This window comes from Microbulbifer agarilyticus (assembly GCF_020171345.1).
GTDB classification, from domain to species: Bacteria; Pseudomonadota; Gammaproteobacteria; order Pseudomonadales; family Cellvibrionaceae; genus Microbulbifer; species Microbulbifer agarilyticus_D.
In genome coordinates this window covers 1,004,038-1,019,255 of the sequence record NZ_JAIUZM010000001.1, presented here as the reverse complement: position 1 = coordinate 1,019,255, position 15,218 = coordinate 1,004,038, and the positions used below count along the sequence as shown (strand labels likewise).

Annotated in this window: 18 protein-coding genes; 8 read left to right on the top strand and 10 right to left on the bottom strand. The window is 58.5% G+C overall.

Going from position 1 to position 15,218, the window contains the following annotated elements:
- Positions 1–91: 91 nt before the first annotated feature.
- Positions 92–331 carry an accessory factor UbiK family protein gene (locus LCM31_RS04160; RefSeq protein ID WP_224867792.1) on the bottom strand — a complete coding sequence of 80 codons (240 nt, stop codon included), beginning with the start codon at positions 329–331 and terminating at the stop codon, positions 92–94.
- Positions 332–767: 436 nt separating this feature from the next.
- Here LCM31_RS04160 and LCM31_RS04155 point away from each other — a divergent pair, with 436 nt between their 5' ends.
- The 5 genes from LCM31_RS04155 (at position 768) to LCM31_RS04135 (ending at position 4,325) form a co-directional block, all read left to right on the top strand.
- Positions 768–1,490: a TorF family putative porin gene (locus tag LCM31_RS04155; protein ID WP_224867790.1), complete on the top strand. Its 723-nt coding sequence runs from the start codon at positions 768–770 to the stop codon at positions 1,488–1,490.
- Between the two features lie 56 nt (positions 1,491–1,546).
- A complete protein-coding gene (locus tag LCM31_RS04150) occupies positions 1,547–1,885 on the top strand; it encodes a P-II family nitrogen regulator (protein WP_222230538.1) in 339 nt (112 codons plus the stop codon).
- A 91-nt stretch (positions 1,886–1,976) separates the two neighbouring features.
- On the top strand, positions 1,977–3,236 hold the full coding sequence (locus LCM31_RS04145; protein ID WP_010133726.1) for an ammonium transporter: 1,260 nt from the start codon (positions 1,977–1,979) through the stop codon (positions 3,234–3,236).
- Between the two features lie 115 nt (positions 3,237–3,351).
- Entirely contained in the window at positions 3,352–3,690 is a 339-nt protein-coding gene (locus LCM31_RS04140) for a P-II family nitrogen regulator (RefSeq protein WP_010133727.1), read from the top strand.
- Between the two features lie 422 nt (positions 3,691–4,112).
- Complete coding sequence (locus LCM31_RS04135; protein WP_222230535.1) at positions 4,113–4,325, top strand: hypothetical protein; 213 nt, start codon at positions 4,113–4,115, stop codon at positions 4,323–4,325.
- 227 nt (positions 4,326–4,552) lie between these two features.
- On the opposite strand, the gene LCM31_RS04130 is transcribed toward LCM31_RS04135, so the two are convergent.
- Genes LCM31_RS04130 through lptM form a run of 4 tightly spaced genes read right to left on the bottom strand, consistent with a single transcriptional unit; the run spans position 4,553 to position 7,776 of the window.
- Entirely contained in the window at positions 4,553–5,314 is a 762-nt protein-coding gene (locus tag LCM31_RS04130; RefSeq protein ID WP_224867789.1) for a DUF484 family protein, read from the bottom strand.
- Between the two features lie 59 nt (positions 5,315–5,373).
- Positions 5,374–6,204 carry a diaminopimelate epimerase gene (dapF, locus tag LCM31_RS04125; RefSeq protein ID WP_224867788.1) on the bottom strand — a complete coding sequence of 277 codons (831 nt, stop codon included), beginning with the start codon at positions 6,202–6,204 and terminating at the stop codon, positions 5,374–5,376.
- A 46-nt stretch (positions 6,205–6,250) separates the two neighbouring features.
- Positions 6,251–7,510 (bottom strand): diaminopimelate decarboxylase, encoded by a 1,260-nt coding sequence (gene lysA / locus LCM31_RS04120; protein WP_224867787.1) that lies wholly within the window; start codon positions 7,508–7,510, stop codon positions 6,251–6,253.
- Positions 7,507–7,776, bottom strand: a complete 270-nt coding sequence (lptM, locus tag LCM31_RS04115; RefSeq protein ID WP_224867786.1) for an LPS translocon maturation chaperone LptM — start codon at positions 7,774–7,776, stop codon at positions 7,507–7,509. Before lptM ends, lysA begins: the two co-directional genes overlap by 4 nt.
- 101 nt (positions 7,777–7,877) lie before the next feature.
- Between lptM and cyaY the strand changes: the two genes are divergently transcribed.
- Positions 7,878–8,210 carry an iron donor protein CyaY gene (gene cyaY, locus LCM31_RS04110; RefSeq protein ID WP_224867785.1) on the top strand — a complete coding sequence of 111 codons (333 nt, stop codon included), beginning with the start codon at positions 7,878–7,880 and terminating at the stop codon, positions 8,208–8,210.
- A 59-nt stretch (positions 8,211–8,269) separates the two neighbouring features.
- Here the strand turns inward: cyaY and argH are convergent, their stop codons facing one another.
- A complete protein-coding gene (argH, locus tag LCM31_RS04105) occupies positions 8,270–9,682 on the bottom strand; it encodes an argininosuccinate lyase (RefSeq protein ID WP_224867784.1) in 1,413 nt (470 codons plus the stop codon).
- A 100-nt stretch (positions 9,683–9,782) separates the two neighbouring features.
- On the opposite strand from argH, the gene LCM31_RS04100 reads away from it, so the two are divergent.
- Both LCM31_RS04100 and LCM31_RS04095 read left to right on the top strand, forming a co-directional pair.
- Positions 9,783–11,054, top strand: coding sequence for a sensor histidine kinase (locus LCM31_RS04100; protein WP_224867783.1), 1,272 nt, complete (start codon positions 9,783–9,785; stop codon positions 11,052–11,054).
- Positions 11,051–11,809, top strand: a complete 759-nt coding sequence (locus tag LCM31_RS04095) for a LytR/AlgR family response regulator transcription factor (RefSeq protein WP_224867781.1) — start codon at positions 11,051–11,053, stop codon at positions 11,807–11,809. Before LCM31_RS04100 ends, LCM31_RS04095 begins: the two co-directional genes overlap by 4 nt.
- 53 nt (positions 11,810–11,862) lie before the next feature.
- On the opposite strand, the gene LCM31_RS04090 is transcribed toward LCM31_RS04095, so the two are convergent.
- The 4 genes from LCM31_RS04090 to LCM31_RS04075 are packed head-to-tail and all read right to left on the bottom strand — an operon-like array spanning position 11,863 to position 15,214.
- Complete coding sequence (locus tag LCM31_RS04090) at positions 11,863–13,551, bottom strand: amidohydrolase (RefSeq protein WP_224867779.1); 1,689 nt, start codon at positions 13,549–13,551, stop codon at positions 11,863–11,865.
- A 32-nt stretch (positions 13,552–13,583) separates the two neighbouring features.
- Complete coding sequence (locus tag LCM31_RS04085; protein ID WP_224867777.1) at positions 13,584–14,201, bottom strand: LysE family translocator; 618 nt, start codon at positions 14,199–14,201, stop codon at positions 13,584–13,586.
- Positions 14,202–14,216: 15 nt separating this feature from the next.
- The gene (locus LCM31_RS04080) at positions 14,217–14,963 is read right to left on the bottom strand and encodes an SDR family oxidoreductase (protein WP_224867775.1); all 747 of its coding nucleotides are present in this window, start codon (positions 14,961–14,963) and stop codon (positions 14,217–14,219) included.
- Positions 14,960–15,214: a hypothetical protein gene (locus LCM31_RS04075; protein WP_224867773.1), complete on the bottom strand. Its 255-nt coding sequence runs from the start codon at positions 15,212–15,214 to the stop codon at positions 14,960–14,962. The genes LCM31_RS04080 and LCM31_RS04075 overlap by 4 nt, the downstream gene beginning before the upstream one ends.
- Positions 15,215–15,218 lie beyond the last annotated feature (4 nt).

Here is a 15,218-nt window from a genome sequence, read left to right as displayed (position 1 = left end):
GAAAAATTGTCTTCCGTGAAAGTTTTTGCTCATTGCGAGCGGCTGCGAGCCAAATTAACCCGAAGCTTTCCTGCGTGACTGGGCGTGGCAGTTACTGCGGATCTGGCAGCTGTTGTTCCAGTTGTTGTTCCAGTGCGCTGATCTGCGTTTCCAGTTGCGCGAGCTTTTCCTCTGCCCGCGCCAGTTTGGCGGCCTGGATATCGAACTCCTGCTGGCTTACCAGCGGGAGTTTGCCCAGCGCCACCGCCAGCGCATCCTTCAGATCGCTGCTGATGACTGCCCCTTGTTGTTGCAGTTCATTGAGTAACTGTTGCAATTTTTCCGCGGCCAAGCGCAATTCTCCACTACAAAACACGATATTCGTAGCTGCAAATAGTACCGCAGCCCGGATTTCCTACCAAGGTAATCTGACGCTGCGCCTATTTAGGTCACGCACCGGCAAGTCAGCGCAGATCGGCGCCCACTTTGGGTGCAGGTTCCATTTTGGTGCGCACTATTTTTGCGCAGTGGTGTGAGCCGGTCGTGGCGATTTCTGTGAGAAATGTCCAGATGTAGACCTAACTGTTTGATTCTCTTGGCTTTTTAAAAGTTGGCACTAACTCTGCAAGTAGTCTCCCTGAATCGCCCTGGTAACGAAGGCAGGGGACAGGTCTTCTTGTGAAGCACCCGGGCGAGCGCGGTCAGTGTCGTCTCCCCGACGTAGTCAGCGCCGCTAGATAAAAAATACAAAACAAATATTTCACACAGAGATCTAGGAGAACCTAAAAGTGGGATTCAATAAAAAAGTTGCAGCAATCGTATCCGGTAGCGTTCTGGCGATGGCTATTTCCAGCGCCGCTACTGCCGAAGAATCTGGCCCCAGCTTCAGCGCCAATGTTGGTGTTGTGACCGATTACCGTTTCCGCGGTATTTCCCAGACCGACAGCAACCCGGCTGTTCAGGCTGGTGTAGACCTGGACCTGGGCAACGGTTTTTACGCAGGTACCTGGGTTTCTCAGGTTGACTTCGCTTACGGTGCTGACGAAACCGATTTCGAACAGGACTTCTACGGCGGTTACGCCGGTGAGACTGCTGGCGGTGTTGGCTACGACGTTGGCTACATCTACTACGCCTACCACGGTAGCGATCAGGACGAAGACTATCAGGAAATCTACGGTAGCCTGAGCTTCGGCGACGCTTCCTTTGGCTTCGCTTACTCCGACGACTACTGGTACCAGAGCGGTGAGTTCTACTACCTGAGCGCTGGCTACTCCTTCGCCCTGGCCAACGACATTTCCCTGGACCTGAGCGCTGGCCTGAACCTGTTTGACGAAGAAATCTTCCTGAACGGTTCCGATTCTTACATCGATTACTCCGTATCTGTAGGTAAAGAGTTCGGCGGCCTGGCCCTGAGCGCTTCTCTGGTTGGTACCGACGTAAGCGACCAGGAGTGCTTCCTGACCGATTGGTGCGAGCCGACCGTTCTGGCTGGTGCTTCTTACAGCTGGTAACAGCAACAAAAATGAGCCCGCTCTTTGAGTGGGCTTAATTATTTAGGGGGGAGACCATGAAACTGGTAACCGCAATCATCAAACCTTTCAAGCTCGACGCAGTGCGCGATTCCCTGGCAGAAGCCGGTGTCAATGGCATTACCGTGAGCGAAGTAAAAGGTTTTGGGCGGCAGAAAGGACATACCGAGCTCTATCGTGGAGCGGAGTATGTAGTGGATTTTCTGCCCAAAACCATGCTGCAAATTGCCGTTGAAGACAGCCAGGTGGATGCCGTGCTGGAAGCAATTGGTAAAGCAGCGCAAAGCGGCAAGATCGGCGACGGCAAGATCTTTGTGGCAAACCTTGAGCAGGCAATCCGCATTCGTACCGGCGAGTCCGGTGCTGAAGCGATCTAATTAATAGAACAGATTGCCAAAACGATTCTTTGATCAATAGACAACAACTGCCGGGGTAACCCGGACTAGTTTGGGTTAAACGGAGCGAAAAATGGAAAATCAAATTTTTCAGTTGCAGTACGCAATTGATACATTTTATTTCCTCGTGTGTGGTGCACTGGTTATGTGGATGGCAGCGGGCTTTGCCATGCTGGAAGCAGGCCTGGTGCGTTCTAAGAACACCACCGAGATTCTTACCAAAAACGTAGCGCTGTTCGCGATTGCGTGCACCATGTATCTGATCAGCGGTTACGCGATCATGTACGATGGCGGCTGGTTGCTGAACGGCATTGAGGCCTTCAGCCTCGACGAAGTACTCGCATCATCTGCTGAGAACGGTTTCGATGGCGATTCCGTGTACTCCGGTGCTTCTGACTTCTTCTTCCAGGTTGTGTTCGTTGCTACCGCAATGTCCATCGTATCTGGCGCGGTTGCCGAGCGCATGAAGCTGTGGAGCTTCCTGATCTTCGCGGTTGCCCTGACCGGTTTCATCTACCCGCTGGAAGGTTACTGGACCTGGGGCGGCGGTGAAGTATTCGGCCTGTACAACCTGGGCGACCTGGGCTTCTCCGACTTCGCCGGTTCCGGCATCGTACACATGGCTGGTGCCGCTGCTGCTCTGGCTGGCGTACTGCTGCTGGGTGCACGTAAAGGTAAATACGGCAAGAACGGCGAAATCTACGCGATTCCTGGTGCCAACCTGCCGCTGGCGACCCTGGGTACCTTCATCCTGTGGATGGGCTGGTTCGGTTTCAACGGCGGTTCCGTACTGAAGCTGGGCGATGCGGCAAGCGCGCACTCTGTTGCATTGGTATTCCTGAACACCAACGCCGCTGCTGCCGGTGGTGCTGTTGCCGCTCTGATTACTGGCCGCATCCTGTTCGGTAAAGCCGACCTGACCATGCTGCTGAACGGCGCACTGGCTGGCCTGGTAGCGATCACCGCTGAGCCTTCTACTCCGACTCCCCTGCAGGCGACTCTGTTCGGCGCGCTGGGTGGCATCCTGGTAGTCTTCTCCATCATCACCCTGGACAAGCTGCGCATCGACGATCCTGTTGGCGCCATCTCCGTGCACGGTGTTGTTGGTCTGCTGGGTCTGCTGCTGGTACCGGTTACCAACGATGGTTCTTCCTTCAGCGGTCAGCTGATTGGCGCCGCTACCATCTTTGGCTGGGTATTCTCTGCCTCCTTCGTAGTCTGGTACGCCCTGAAGCTCATCACCGGTATCCGTGTTACCGAAGAAGAAGAGCAACAAGGTGTTGACTTGGCTGAGTGCGGAATGGAAGCTTATCCGGAATTTACTAGCAAGTAATTGCTCTTAAAGAAGGCCGTCGATAGTTGGACTTCCAATATCGACGGCAGTAAGGAATCTTCCGGTACCGGTTTTCGGGCCGGTACCCGCAAGAAACATAATTAGGGGATAAGTCATGAAATTGATTACGGCTGTTGTAAAGCCATTCAAACTAGACGACGTGCGCACCGCGCTGTCTGAAGTGGGCGTGCAGGGCATGACCGTGACCGAAGTGAAGGGCTTTGGCCGTCAGAAAGGCCACACCGAGCTCTACCGTGGCGCTGAATACGTCGTAGATTTCCTGCCCAAGGTTAAGCTGGAGCTGGCGGTTGGCGACGACATGGTAGATAGCGCTGTAGAAGCGATCACCAAAGCGGCGCAAACTGGCAAGATCGGTGACGGCAAAATCTTTATCACTGCGCTCGAAGAAGTAATCCGTATTCGTACCGGCGAAACCGGCAGCGAAGCGGTCTGATCAAAGAATCGGACACAGTGTTTTATGAGCCCCGCTTTGCGGGGCTTTTTTGTGCGCGAAAGAAATGTTGGATAGGCGTGCGTTGCCTGGCGGCGAAAACGTTTTGCCGCTGTGGATGACGTCGTAATTGTGGCGTCGAAAAAAGCATAACCAACAGCAATAAATCGGGCAAAAAACGCACAAAAAAACTCTACCGGAAAAGGGAACCTTTTCTGGCAGGCTGGTTGGACACTGCCTATAAATATTTCGCCGCAGGTAATCTTCTGCTTGGCGAGTTTTATTTGCTGTTTTTCCCGCGTCGGTTTTTTACTGGCGGGAGAAAAGGCAAGGTTGCCGCCAAACGATGACGCATGTCGGAGATGTGCTGCGGCAGCAGGGGTATTCCCTCTGTAACAGGGGTATCAAGTTACAGGGTAATTGACATGAAAGACGACCAGTCCAGCGCTCGATCGAAAGACAATGAGGATTTCGCCGAAGAGCGCACGCTTTCCTCCCGCCAGCGGGCCCGCAGTCAACTGAGTGCCGAAGTCGAGGCCTTTCTCGCCAGAGGCGGCGCCATCGATGAAGTGGCGCCAGATGTAACTGCTGACCCTCCGCGCAAGCCGCAGCCGAAGTACGGCAGTCGGCCGATCTAAGCGCACTGGAACAGGAAATACTGGGTGCCGGTTTGGCCGGCAAGACGACAGATTGAAGGGGCTCACCCGCCGATTGAATGCGTCACCCCGGCCCGTGCCGGGGTCCAGTTCTCCTCCGCTTCTCGTTTCCCTTCACCCACTAGTTACGCAGCCCTGCAGGCAACCCTGCGGCTAAGTGGTGTGTGGATGGCAAAGCGCGCGGTGTGAGGTGAGAGCATGCTGCGGGATTAGCTGCGGGCCAGCAGGTCGGGCAACAGGCGCTCGAGAACTTCACCGATATACGACAGAAACAGGGTGCCCAGGCTGGAGCGGTAGTGATTGGGGTCGCTGGAGCCCACCGCGAGGATGCCCAATTGGCCCGCGAGAGGCACCACCGCCGCCGATGCCACCTTGTCGGCGGCGTCGCCGAACAGGTAGGCGGTTTCAGTGGGGCGCAGGGTGCCGCACACGGTGCGACCGTTGCGCAGAATAGAGCCGATGGCACTTTCCGCGCTGACGCGACTGCTGGTGCGAACCTGACCGAGGTGTTTACCGGAACCGGGCAGGGGACCAAATACGGTCAGTGAGGTGATTTCTACCTTGAAGTCATCGGCGAAGCTGCGCAGCAGTGCATCGCCCGCTTCGCCCACGCTGCGCGCTTCCAGCAGCGCCAGCACCAGTTGGCGGCTGTGCATAAACAGCTGGTCATTGTCCCGTGCGGCCTGCAGCAGCTGGTCGAGACGCTGGCGCATTTCGATATTGCGCTCGCGCAGCAGGTTGGTCTGGTGCGTCATCAGCGACACGGTCTTGCCGGATTCTTTCGGCAGCTGGATGGTCTCCAGCAATTCCATATTCTCGGCGAAAAACGTGGGGTTCTGGATCAGGTAGCGGGCCACCTGTCGCGACAGCAGCTTTTTGTTGCGCTGGTTTTCGCTGTCGGCCGCTTCCAGTTTGTCCAGGTTGGCTTCGACTTCGCTATCGAGCAGGGGGGCGTCGCTGTGATCGGTCATGTTCGGGTTCGTTATGTATTGTCGAAATCGCAGTCACTGCGTGCAAAGCGTAAACAGGCTCAGAGAACAATCTGGCCGTGGTATACGGAGGCAGTAGGTCCGGTCATGGTAACCGGCTCGCCGGGCCCCGGCCAGTGAATCGTCAGGGTGCCGCCTGGCAGGGTGATCAGCACCTCTTCATCCACCAGTCCGCGCAGTCGTGCGGACACCATCGCGGCGCAGGCGCCGGTTCCGCAGGCGCGAGTCTCGCCGACGCCCCGTTCAAATACCCGCAGGCGCGCTTTGCCGCGCTCCTCAATCTGCAGAAAGCCCACGTTAACGCGCGCCGGGAAGCGCGGGTGGCTTTCGATGGCCGCACCGAGGCTGTCGACCGGTGCCTTGGTGACGTCGTCCACCAGCAGCACCGCGTGTGGGTTGCCCATGGAAACGGCGCCGACGTTATAGGTTTCGCCGTTGACTTCCAGCGGGTAGGACTCTGCCTGAATGTCCGCCTGAAAGGGTACGTCGGAGGGTTCCAGCACCGGCGCGCCCATGTCGACGCTCACCTGGTCCTTTTCCTGCACCTTGAGTTCGAGGATACCCGCGGCGGTTTCTACCAGGATGTGTTCCTTGCTGGTGAGGCGGCGGTCGCGCACGAAGCGGGCAAAGCAGCGGGCTCCGTTGCCACAGTTTTCCACTTCGCTGCCGTCGGCGTTGTAGATGCGATAGCGAAAATCCACATCCGGATTGCGCGGCGCTTCCACCAGCAACAGCTGATCGCAGCCGATACCGGTGTGCCTGTCGGCGATCTGACGGACTTTTTCCGGCGACAGTTTCACCCGCTGGGTGATGCCGTCGACCATGACAAAGTCATTGCCGAGTCCGTGCATTTTGGTGAATTTGAGCCGCATCTACTGTGTTTCCTGTCCGTCTATTCCGTCTGCTCTGTACGTTCGCTTACTGGTCGTCTTTGGCCGGCACGGTGGATTCCCCGCGCACCAGGTCCGCCAGAGTTTCGCGCGCGCGCACCAGGTAGGTCTTGTCGCCGTCTACCAGCACTTCCGCGGCGCGGGTGCGCGAGTTGTAGTTGGAGCTCATGGTAAAGCCGTACGCGCCGGCCGACAGCATGGCCAGCAGCTGGCCCTCTTCGAGCGCGAGTGGGCGGTGCTTGCCGAGAAAGTCGCCGGTTTCGCACACCGGGCCGACAATGTCCCAGCTCTCGGTTTTGCCGTTGGACGGGGTGACCGCAACGATATCCTGCCACGCCTGGTACAGCGCCGGGCGTAGGTTGTCGTTCATGGCGGCATCGACGATAGCAAAATTGTGATCTTCGGTGCGCTTGAGGAATTCCACTTTGGTCAGCAGTGCGCCGCCGTTGGCAGCAATGGAGCGGCCGGGCTCCAGTACCAGTTCCAGGTCGCGGCCGGCGAGACGCTGTTTCACCGCGCCGAGGTAATCGCTCACTTGCGGCGGCTCTTCGCCACGGTAGCGCACGCCGAGGCCGCCGCCCAGGTCCAGGTGCTTCAGCTTGGTACCGTCTTCGGCGAGTTCGTCGATCAGTACCAGCAGGCGGTCGAGGGCGTCGAGGAAGGGGGCAAGCTCGGTCAGCTGGGAGCCGATATGGCAATCCACGCCCACCGCATTGAGGCTTTGTGAGTCCGCAATACGCGCGTAAACCGCACGTGCGCGCTCGATGGCGATGCCGAATTTGTTTTCTTTCAGGCCGGTCGAAATGTAGGGGTGGGTATTCGCATCCACGTCCGGGTTCACCCGCAGGGACACCGGTGCGGCCACGCCCATTTCGGCGGCGACCGCTTCCAGGCGGTCCAGCTCGGATTCCGACTCCACGTTAAAGCAGTGCACACCCACCGTCAGCGCGCGGCGCATTTCGTCGGCGGTCTTGCCGACGCCGGAGAAAACTACTTTGGCCGGGTCGCCGCCCGCCATCAGTACGCGCTCCAGCTCACCGGCAGACACGATGTCAAAGCCGGCACCCAGTCGCGCCAGTACCGACAGGATACCCAGGTTGCTGTTGGCCTTGATGGCGTAGCAGATCAGCCCCGGGTGGTCGCCCAGCGCGTCGGCGTAGGCCTGATACTGGAGCTCGTAGTGGGCGCGGCTGTACACATAGGTGGGGGTGCCAAACTGTTCGGCAATCTGCTCGAGGCTGACGCCCTCGGCCCACAGACTTCCCTGCTGATAGTGAAAATCACTCATTTGGATACTGCTTCCGCTTCCGTGTGTTGCTGGTGGGTATCTTGTTCTTGTTGTGCAGAACCGGTTTTGTGCCGCTTGTCCTCACTGCTGGTCGCGGGCTGCCCGTGGCTGTGAGCGCCGGTGGTCATCCCGGGTGCCCGCGGAGCACCAGTTGCACCGGGCGCAGCCGGATCTTGCGGCAGGTAGAGCGGGCCCTTCTGGCCGCAGGCGCCAAGTGTCGCGGAAAGCGCGATGATGGCGGTCAGTGAAATCAGCTGTGTGCGCATTGGGTATACCTGCCGCCTGATGCGGGACGAGAAGACCAGAAAAGCCTGCTAGTATAGCGACCCTCGCTCTAATGCAACACAGTAACAAAAGTAACCGAATTATGACCCAGGCCGCCTCCCAAGCCAGCTACAACGCCGCCATCGAAGAAACCCTGATTGCGATCGAAGATGCGCTGGATAACTGCGATGTGGACATGGATTACGAGCGCGCGGATGCGGTGCTCACCATTGTGCTTGAAGACAACGGCACCCAGGTGATTCTGTCGCGCCAGAGTGCGGTGCAGGAGTTGTGGGTGGCGGCGCGCTCCGGCGGTTACCACCTGAGTTTTCAAAACCCCGGGTGGCAGTGCACCACCACCGGTGAAGACCTGCCGACTCTGCTGGACCGGGTATTGACCGAGCAGCAGGGGAGTGCGGTCGCCCTCGGTCTTTAATTGCGGCAGTGCCACAACAATAAAAAAGCGGGCAAAAAGCCCGCTTTTTTATTGCCTGCTTATCGCGCGGCGATCAGTGCACGGGCGCGTTCACAGGCAGCGCGCACCTGATTCGGCGCGGTGCCACCGATATGGTCGCGGGCGGCGACGGAGCCTTCCAGGGTGAGTACGTCGAATACATCGTCGCCAATCACGTCTGAGAATTTTTGCAGTTCGGCCAGGCTGAGGTCGGCGAGGTCGCAGTCTTTGTCGATGGCGAAGGCCACGGACTGGCCGACAATTTCGTGGGCATCGCGGAAGGCCACGCCCTTACGCACCAAGTAATCGGCGAGGTCGGTGGCGGTGGAGAAGCCCTTGCCGGCTGCGGCCAGCATGTTTTCTTTCTTCGGTTTCAGCGCCGGCGCCATATCGGCAAAAGCACGCAGGCAGTCGAGGGCGGTGTCGGCGGCGTCGAACAGCGGTTCTTTGTCTTCCTGGTTGTCCTTGTTGTAGGCCAGTGGCTGGCTCTTCATCAGGGTCAGCAGGGCGATCAGGTGACCGTTTACGCGGCCGGTCTTGCCGCGCACCAGCTCCGGCACATCCGGGTTTTTCTTCTGCGGCATGATTGAAGAACCGGTGCAGAAGCGGTCCGGCAGGTCGATAAAGTCGAACTGGCTGGAAGTCCACAGCACCAGCTCTTCACTGGCGCGGGACAGGTGGGTCAGCAGCAGCGCGGAGAAGGCACAGAATTCGATGGCGAAATCGCGGTCACTCACGGAATCGAGCGAGTTTTCGGTGGGCGCATCAAAGCCCAGCAGCTCGGCGGTGCGCGCGCGGTTGATCGGGTAGCTGGTACCGGCCAGTGCGGCGGCACCCAGCGGCGAGCGGTTGACGCGCTTGCGGCAGTCCATCAGGCGCTCGAAGTCGCGGGTCAGCATTTCGTTCCAGGCCAGCAGGTGGTGGCCGAAGGTTACCGGCTGCGCGGATTGCAGGTGGGTGAAGCCGGGCATAATGGTAGCGGCTTGCTGCTCGGCCAGGTTCACCAGGCCGGTCTGCAGGCGGGTCAGTTCGGCTGCGATCTGGTCGATGCGGTTGCGCAGCCACAGGCGGATATCCGTGGCCACCTGGTCGTTGCGCGAGCGGCCGGTGTGCAGCTTCTTGCCGGTGGCGCCGATGCGGTCGGTCAGGCGGGCTTCGATGTTCATGTGCACATCTTCCAGTTCGACCGACCAGGGGAAGTCGCCGGATTTGATCTCCTCGGCGATATCCTGGAGGCCGCCGGCGATCTGCTGGAATTCGTCGGCGGTGAGCACGCCTACTTCCGACAGCATCTGCGCGTGGGCCAGGGAGCCCTGAATGTCTTCCAGTGCCATGCGCTGATCAAACATCACCGAGGCGGTGAAGCGCTCCACGAAAGCATCGGTGGCTTCACTGAAGCGGCCGCCCCAGAGCTTGGCTGCGGGATTGTTTGTGGATGCGTTGTCGTTACTCATGCTGCCTCTGCTCGAATGTGCGTTGGAATATGGAAGTCGATCCGGGATGGCGGTATCTTCTTTACTCTCTAGAACGGCTCCAGAATAAAGATAACGTGGTATGACATCTTCCCGGCCCGCGCAAGCGGCGGGCATTATAGCGCAGCAAATTCGTAAAATTGCCCCCAAAGGCAAAGATTCTGCGCGTCTGGACCCCGGCAATTCGGATAGCCCCCAATACCCCCACTTCCTCCCTGACCTGTGCAGCGTGACCGGCGTAACTGCCCTAGTTCTGATGGGCGAGCTGTTGGCTTTGGTGCTGGTGCTCGCCACCGATGGTATCCACCCGTTTAACTGGCAACGCCTGGGGCTTGTGTCGCTTACGGTGCAGTGGGTGACCCTGCCTGCCGCCGCCATTCTGTGCCGCCTGCGTCCATTCCTGGCAAAACTTACCCACAGGCTCGCCGCTGCGCTCAGTTACTGCGCGGTGCTTGCTGTGCTGTTGCTGGTGCTGCTTGGCCAGCACTGGTGGGCGGCGGATATGGCCGGGGCAGGTATCGGTTGGATGTCGCTGCTGGCGAATTTCCTGGTGGGCGCAATCTGCGCGGGCGTGGTACTCCGCTACGCCTACGTGCAACAGCAACTGCACAACCAGCAACAGGCGGAGCTCGGTGCACGCATCGAGGCGTTACAATCGCGCATTCGCCCGCACTTTTTGTTTAACAGCATGAACAGCCTCGCCAGCCTGATTGCGGTGGACGCGGAGCGCGCGGAAAAACTGGTGGAAGATTTGTCTGCGCTGTTTCGCGCGTCACTGGCGGACTCGAAAATGGTACCGCTGGAGCAGGAAATTGCGCTGGCAAAACGCTATCTGGAAATTGAGTCTCTCCGCCTCGGGGATCGGTTACAACAGCAGTGGCAGATCGATGTTGTGAGCGATGGCCTACAGGTGCCGTCGATGTTGTTGCAGCCGTTGCTGGAGAACGCAGTGCTGCACGGTGTGGCGCGCTTGCGCGGTGGCGGTGCGATAAAAGTCGCGGTGCGCGAGCAACACAGCGGTGGTCAAAATGTCATTGGCAGTGAAGTGCGCGAGCTGCTATTGTCGATTCATAATCCTGTTGCAGAAGCTAACACTGAGAGTGCTCGCAACCGCAATGCCCATCTAGACACGCACGATGGCAACGGTATGGCGATGGAAAATATTCGCCAGCGTCTCAGTGCGTTTTACGGCAATCGCTTCCGCTTTAGCGCGGAGCAGAAAGGTGGCGTCTACCAAGTAGCATTACACCTGCCGATGAACGCGGAAGTGGCAACCAGATCAACTCAGCCAGTGCATGCACCGGCCCGGAGCGAGCGAGCCCAAGCGAGCGCTCGAGACGAGGTGGCGTTGTGAATGTCGCCGAACGCCCTCTGGGAGTGCTGATCGTCGATGACGAGCCTCTGGCACGGGCCAGACTGGCCCGACAGTTGCAGAGTATTGATGGTTGCCAACTGCTGGGAGAAGCTGCCGATGGGGAAAGCGCGTTACAACAGCTGGATTCACTCGACCCGGACCTGCTGTTACTGGATATCGAAATGCCCGGAGAAAACGGGCTGCAACTCGCCAACCAAATCTCCAACCGTCCCAATCCACCCGCGATCATATTCTGCACTGCCCACGACGAATTTGCGCTCCCTGCCTTTGCGGTTGCTGCATCGGGTTACCTGCTCAAGCCCGTCAATGTGGAGCAACTTGCACAGGCGATTGCCCAGGCGCGAAGACTGAGCAAGCCGCAACTGCTGGAGCGCACCGCGGAACCCGCGCAAGCAACGGGTGGCCGTCGCCAGATCAAGGCGGTGAGTCGCCGCGGTGTACAGCTGCTCAATATCGAAGATATCCGCTGTTTTGTCGCGGAAGATAAATATGTGATTGCCCACCACAGTGCCGGCGAGACATTGCTCGATGAATCGCTGAAGGAACTGGAAGCGGAATTTGGCCAGCGCTTTGTGCGGGTGCATCGCAATACCATTGTGGCGAAGATGCATATCACCGGTCTGCAAAAAGAGGGTGACGGCTACCGGGTAACCCTGGCGGGTTGTGCACATTTCCCGGTGGTTTCGCGCCGCTTGCTCGCCGGTATCAAGGCGCTGCTTACGGAAATGGCCTGACTCTGCGGTGGCCTGAATGTGAGCCGATTTGAGTATGATACGCCCGGAAAGGCTTAGCGCCTGCCGGCAATCCAAGTCTCCAGTACCTGAATATCCCGCCATTTTTGCGCAGGCGTCTGCAGTGGATTTTTATCCACAATCGCCAGGTCCGCATACTTACCCACTTCCAGCGAACCAATTTCCTGTTCCATCCCCAGCTGCCAGGCGCCGTTGATGGTCATGGCCTGCAGTGCCTGTAGCGGGCTGATTGCTTCATGGCCGCCGATCAGTGTGCCGCTGCGGGATAGTCGGGTGATGGCAGTCTGCATCAGGCTAAACGGTTCGGCGGGGAACATCGGGCTGTCCGCGTGCAGGGTTGGGTACATGCCGAGATCAAACGCGGTTTTTACCGGCAGAATTTGTTCGGTGCGCGCGGGGCCCAGCAAACTCTCTTTCAGCGCATTGCCGTAATAGTAGAGATGGTTGATATGGAAGCTGGGGGTAATGCCCAGCTTGGCCATTGGGCTCAGCGTTGTACGGTCGACCAGCAGGCCGTGCTCAAGCCGGTGGCGCCTGCCAATAAATGCTGCGCGTTCGCGCGCGTCCAGCGCGTCGTATTCTTGCTGCAGCAGTTCGATAAATTCTTGCGCGGCGCGGTCGCCCTGCACATGGGTGGCGGTTTGCCAGCCGCGTGTATTTTTATCGCGCAGCTGCGCGCGGAAGGACTCTGCGGTAATCACCGCCTCACCGTGACTGTCGTGGCCGATACCCAGCTGCTCGCTGAGCGCGCTATCGCGATAGGGCTGCTCTACCATCATGGTGCCGCTGTAGGGCGAGCCGTCGTACCAGAATTTGGCGCCGAGAACGCGGAAGAAATCGCTGTCGAAATCCGGTTTTCCGTCCAGCTTGGTCAGGTTCTCACCGCGATAGTAAAAGAACTGGCGAATACGCGGCGCGAAGTTTTCGCTGGCGGCCCAGCGAGCCAGCCACGCGGGTACATTGAAGCCGAGGGAAGCCACGCTGGTGAAACCCGCCGCGCGCAGGTCATCCAGGCGCGCCTGGTATGCCGCCGCCACTCTGAGTGGTTTTTTGTGCACCGCGGTAAACGGCTCCATGGCTTCCTTTTCCACCAGCATGCCATTCAAGCGCCCGTCTTCGTCCCGCCCGAAATAGGAGCCATCGCCGGGCGCCGGTGTGCTTTCATCGATTCCGGCGGCGGCTAGCGCGGCGGAATTTACCCAAGCGGTGTGCAGGTTTGCTGCGAGAATAAATACCGGGTTGTGGGGTGCCAGCGCGTCCAGCTGTGCGCGGTCAGGTGTTTGCAGGTCCGCAAGCAGAATTGGATCCAGCCCCATGGCATACACCCACTCGCCGCGCGGGGTGTTAGCGATTTCATCCTTCAGGGCTTGCCAGGCATCCGCTGCCGAGGCATGGGTAAAGCCGCTCATATCGAGGAAGTTGCGGAACACGGCGCTGATGGCAGGGTGCTCGTGGGCGGCAACAAAGCCGGGAAGTACTGTCTTGCCTGCGAGATCGACGGTTTCGGTATCGGTGCCGGCCAGCGCCTGGATTTCGCGGTTGCTGCCGACGGCGAGGATTCGATCTTTCCTGACCGCAATTGCCTCGGCGATAGTGTTGTTCCCGTCCAGCGTGATGACGGTGCCGTTGACGAAAATGCGGTCGGCTTTATCGGAACTTGAACAGGCGCAAATCAATATGCCTGAAACAATAAGCAGAAAGCGTAGAAGATTGGTGTAATACATTTTTATTCTTATTGTTACTGCTTTCGCTTAACTCAGTTACCGCGGGCGGCCATCCAGATGCCACTGCCGATCAATGTGGCACCGCCGACATAATTAAATAGTCGACTTTGCGTGCGATTTTTTAATATCGCCTGCGCGCGCACCGTGGCCCAAGCGTAGGTCAACATAACACCGCCCACCGCCAGGGTAACCACGACGAAAATAATAATGGTATCCATCACGGTAATTTCCTTGATGGGCAGGAACGCGGGGAAAAAACTCAGATAGAACAGAATCGCCTTGGGGTTGCCCAGCGTCGTCGTCAGTCCCAGCAACCAGCTGGACGCGAGCGAACTTTGCTTCGGCGTCGTGTTTACTTCCGCAGTGCCACGTGCGCGCAACAGGCTGAGGCCAAGCCAGATTAGATAGGCCGCGCCCACATATTTCAGGATCACAAAGGCATTGCCCATCACATCGGCAATATAGGCGAGGCCAGACAAGCACAGGGCGATAAAGACATAGTCCCCGAACACAATACCAATGGTGGTTACCAGGCCATGCAGCATGCCGCCACTGGCCGAGCGCGCCATGACCGCGAAGGTACCCGGACCAGGAATCGCCGCCAGCACGATCATGGCGCCGAACAGGGCGAGGGTGTTAACGAATGTCATAAATGCTGTTCCTGTTCAGCAGCCGCCGGTCACGTCAATAAAGGTACCGGTGCTGTAAGCCGCCTGTTGGCTGAGTAGCCAGGCGATGGCTGCGGCGACTTCTGTATCTTTGCCACCGCGCCCGAGGGGAATTTGTGGTGCAAGGCGCGCAATACGCTCCGGCTCGCCACCGTCCGCATGCATTTCGGTGTGGATAAAACCCGGACGTACACCGTTTACCCGAATGCCCTCTTTGGCCACCTCTTTGCTCAGGCCAATGGTGAGGGTGTCCACGGCACCTTTGCTGGCTGCGTAGTCGATATATTCATTGGGTGAGCCGCTGCGTGCGGCACCGGAGGAAACATTGACGATGGCGCCGCCGGTGCCGCCGAGCAACGTGGACATACGACGCACCGCCTCGCGGCAGCAAAGCAGGGTGCCGGTTACATTGGTTTGCAGTATCTGATTGATACGCGCTGCGGTCATATCTTCCAATCGCGACTGGGTCAGCAGCATGCCGGCATTGTTCACCAGTGCGCTCAGCCGGCCCAGTTGTTGGTCCACTTCGCGGAATAGCCGTTCAACGTCGGTCTCTACGGCGATATCGGCCTGAACTGCAATCGCATTTGCACCCAGTGCCTGGCATTTTTCAACGATGCGATGCGCGTCCGCTTTGCGGGTGCGGTAGCTGATGCAGAGGTCATAGCCCTGCCCAGCAAGTAGAGTGGCGGTGGCGGCACCGATACCACGGCTGCCACCGGTGACCAGGGCGATGGGCTTCATGGAATTACCAGTCCGGCTTCAGCGAGGCGGCCACGCAACTGTTCCATGGCGTCGCGGTATTCCCAATACATGATGCGGCCATGGGAGCCGGTCACCAGGATGTACTGCTCGCTGATAGATTGAATCCGCTCGATAGCGATCAGTTTGGTCATAAAGCTGGCTTCATTAACCTGCTCGATAATTTCCTGATTATTCTCATCGTAGCCATGTACGACGAGAGCGGTGCGGACGTCCAGTTCCAGGAATTTCACTGTG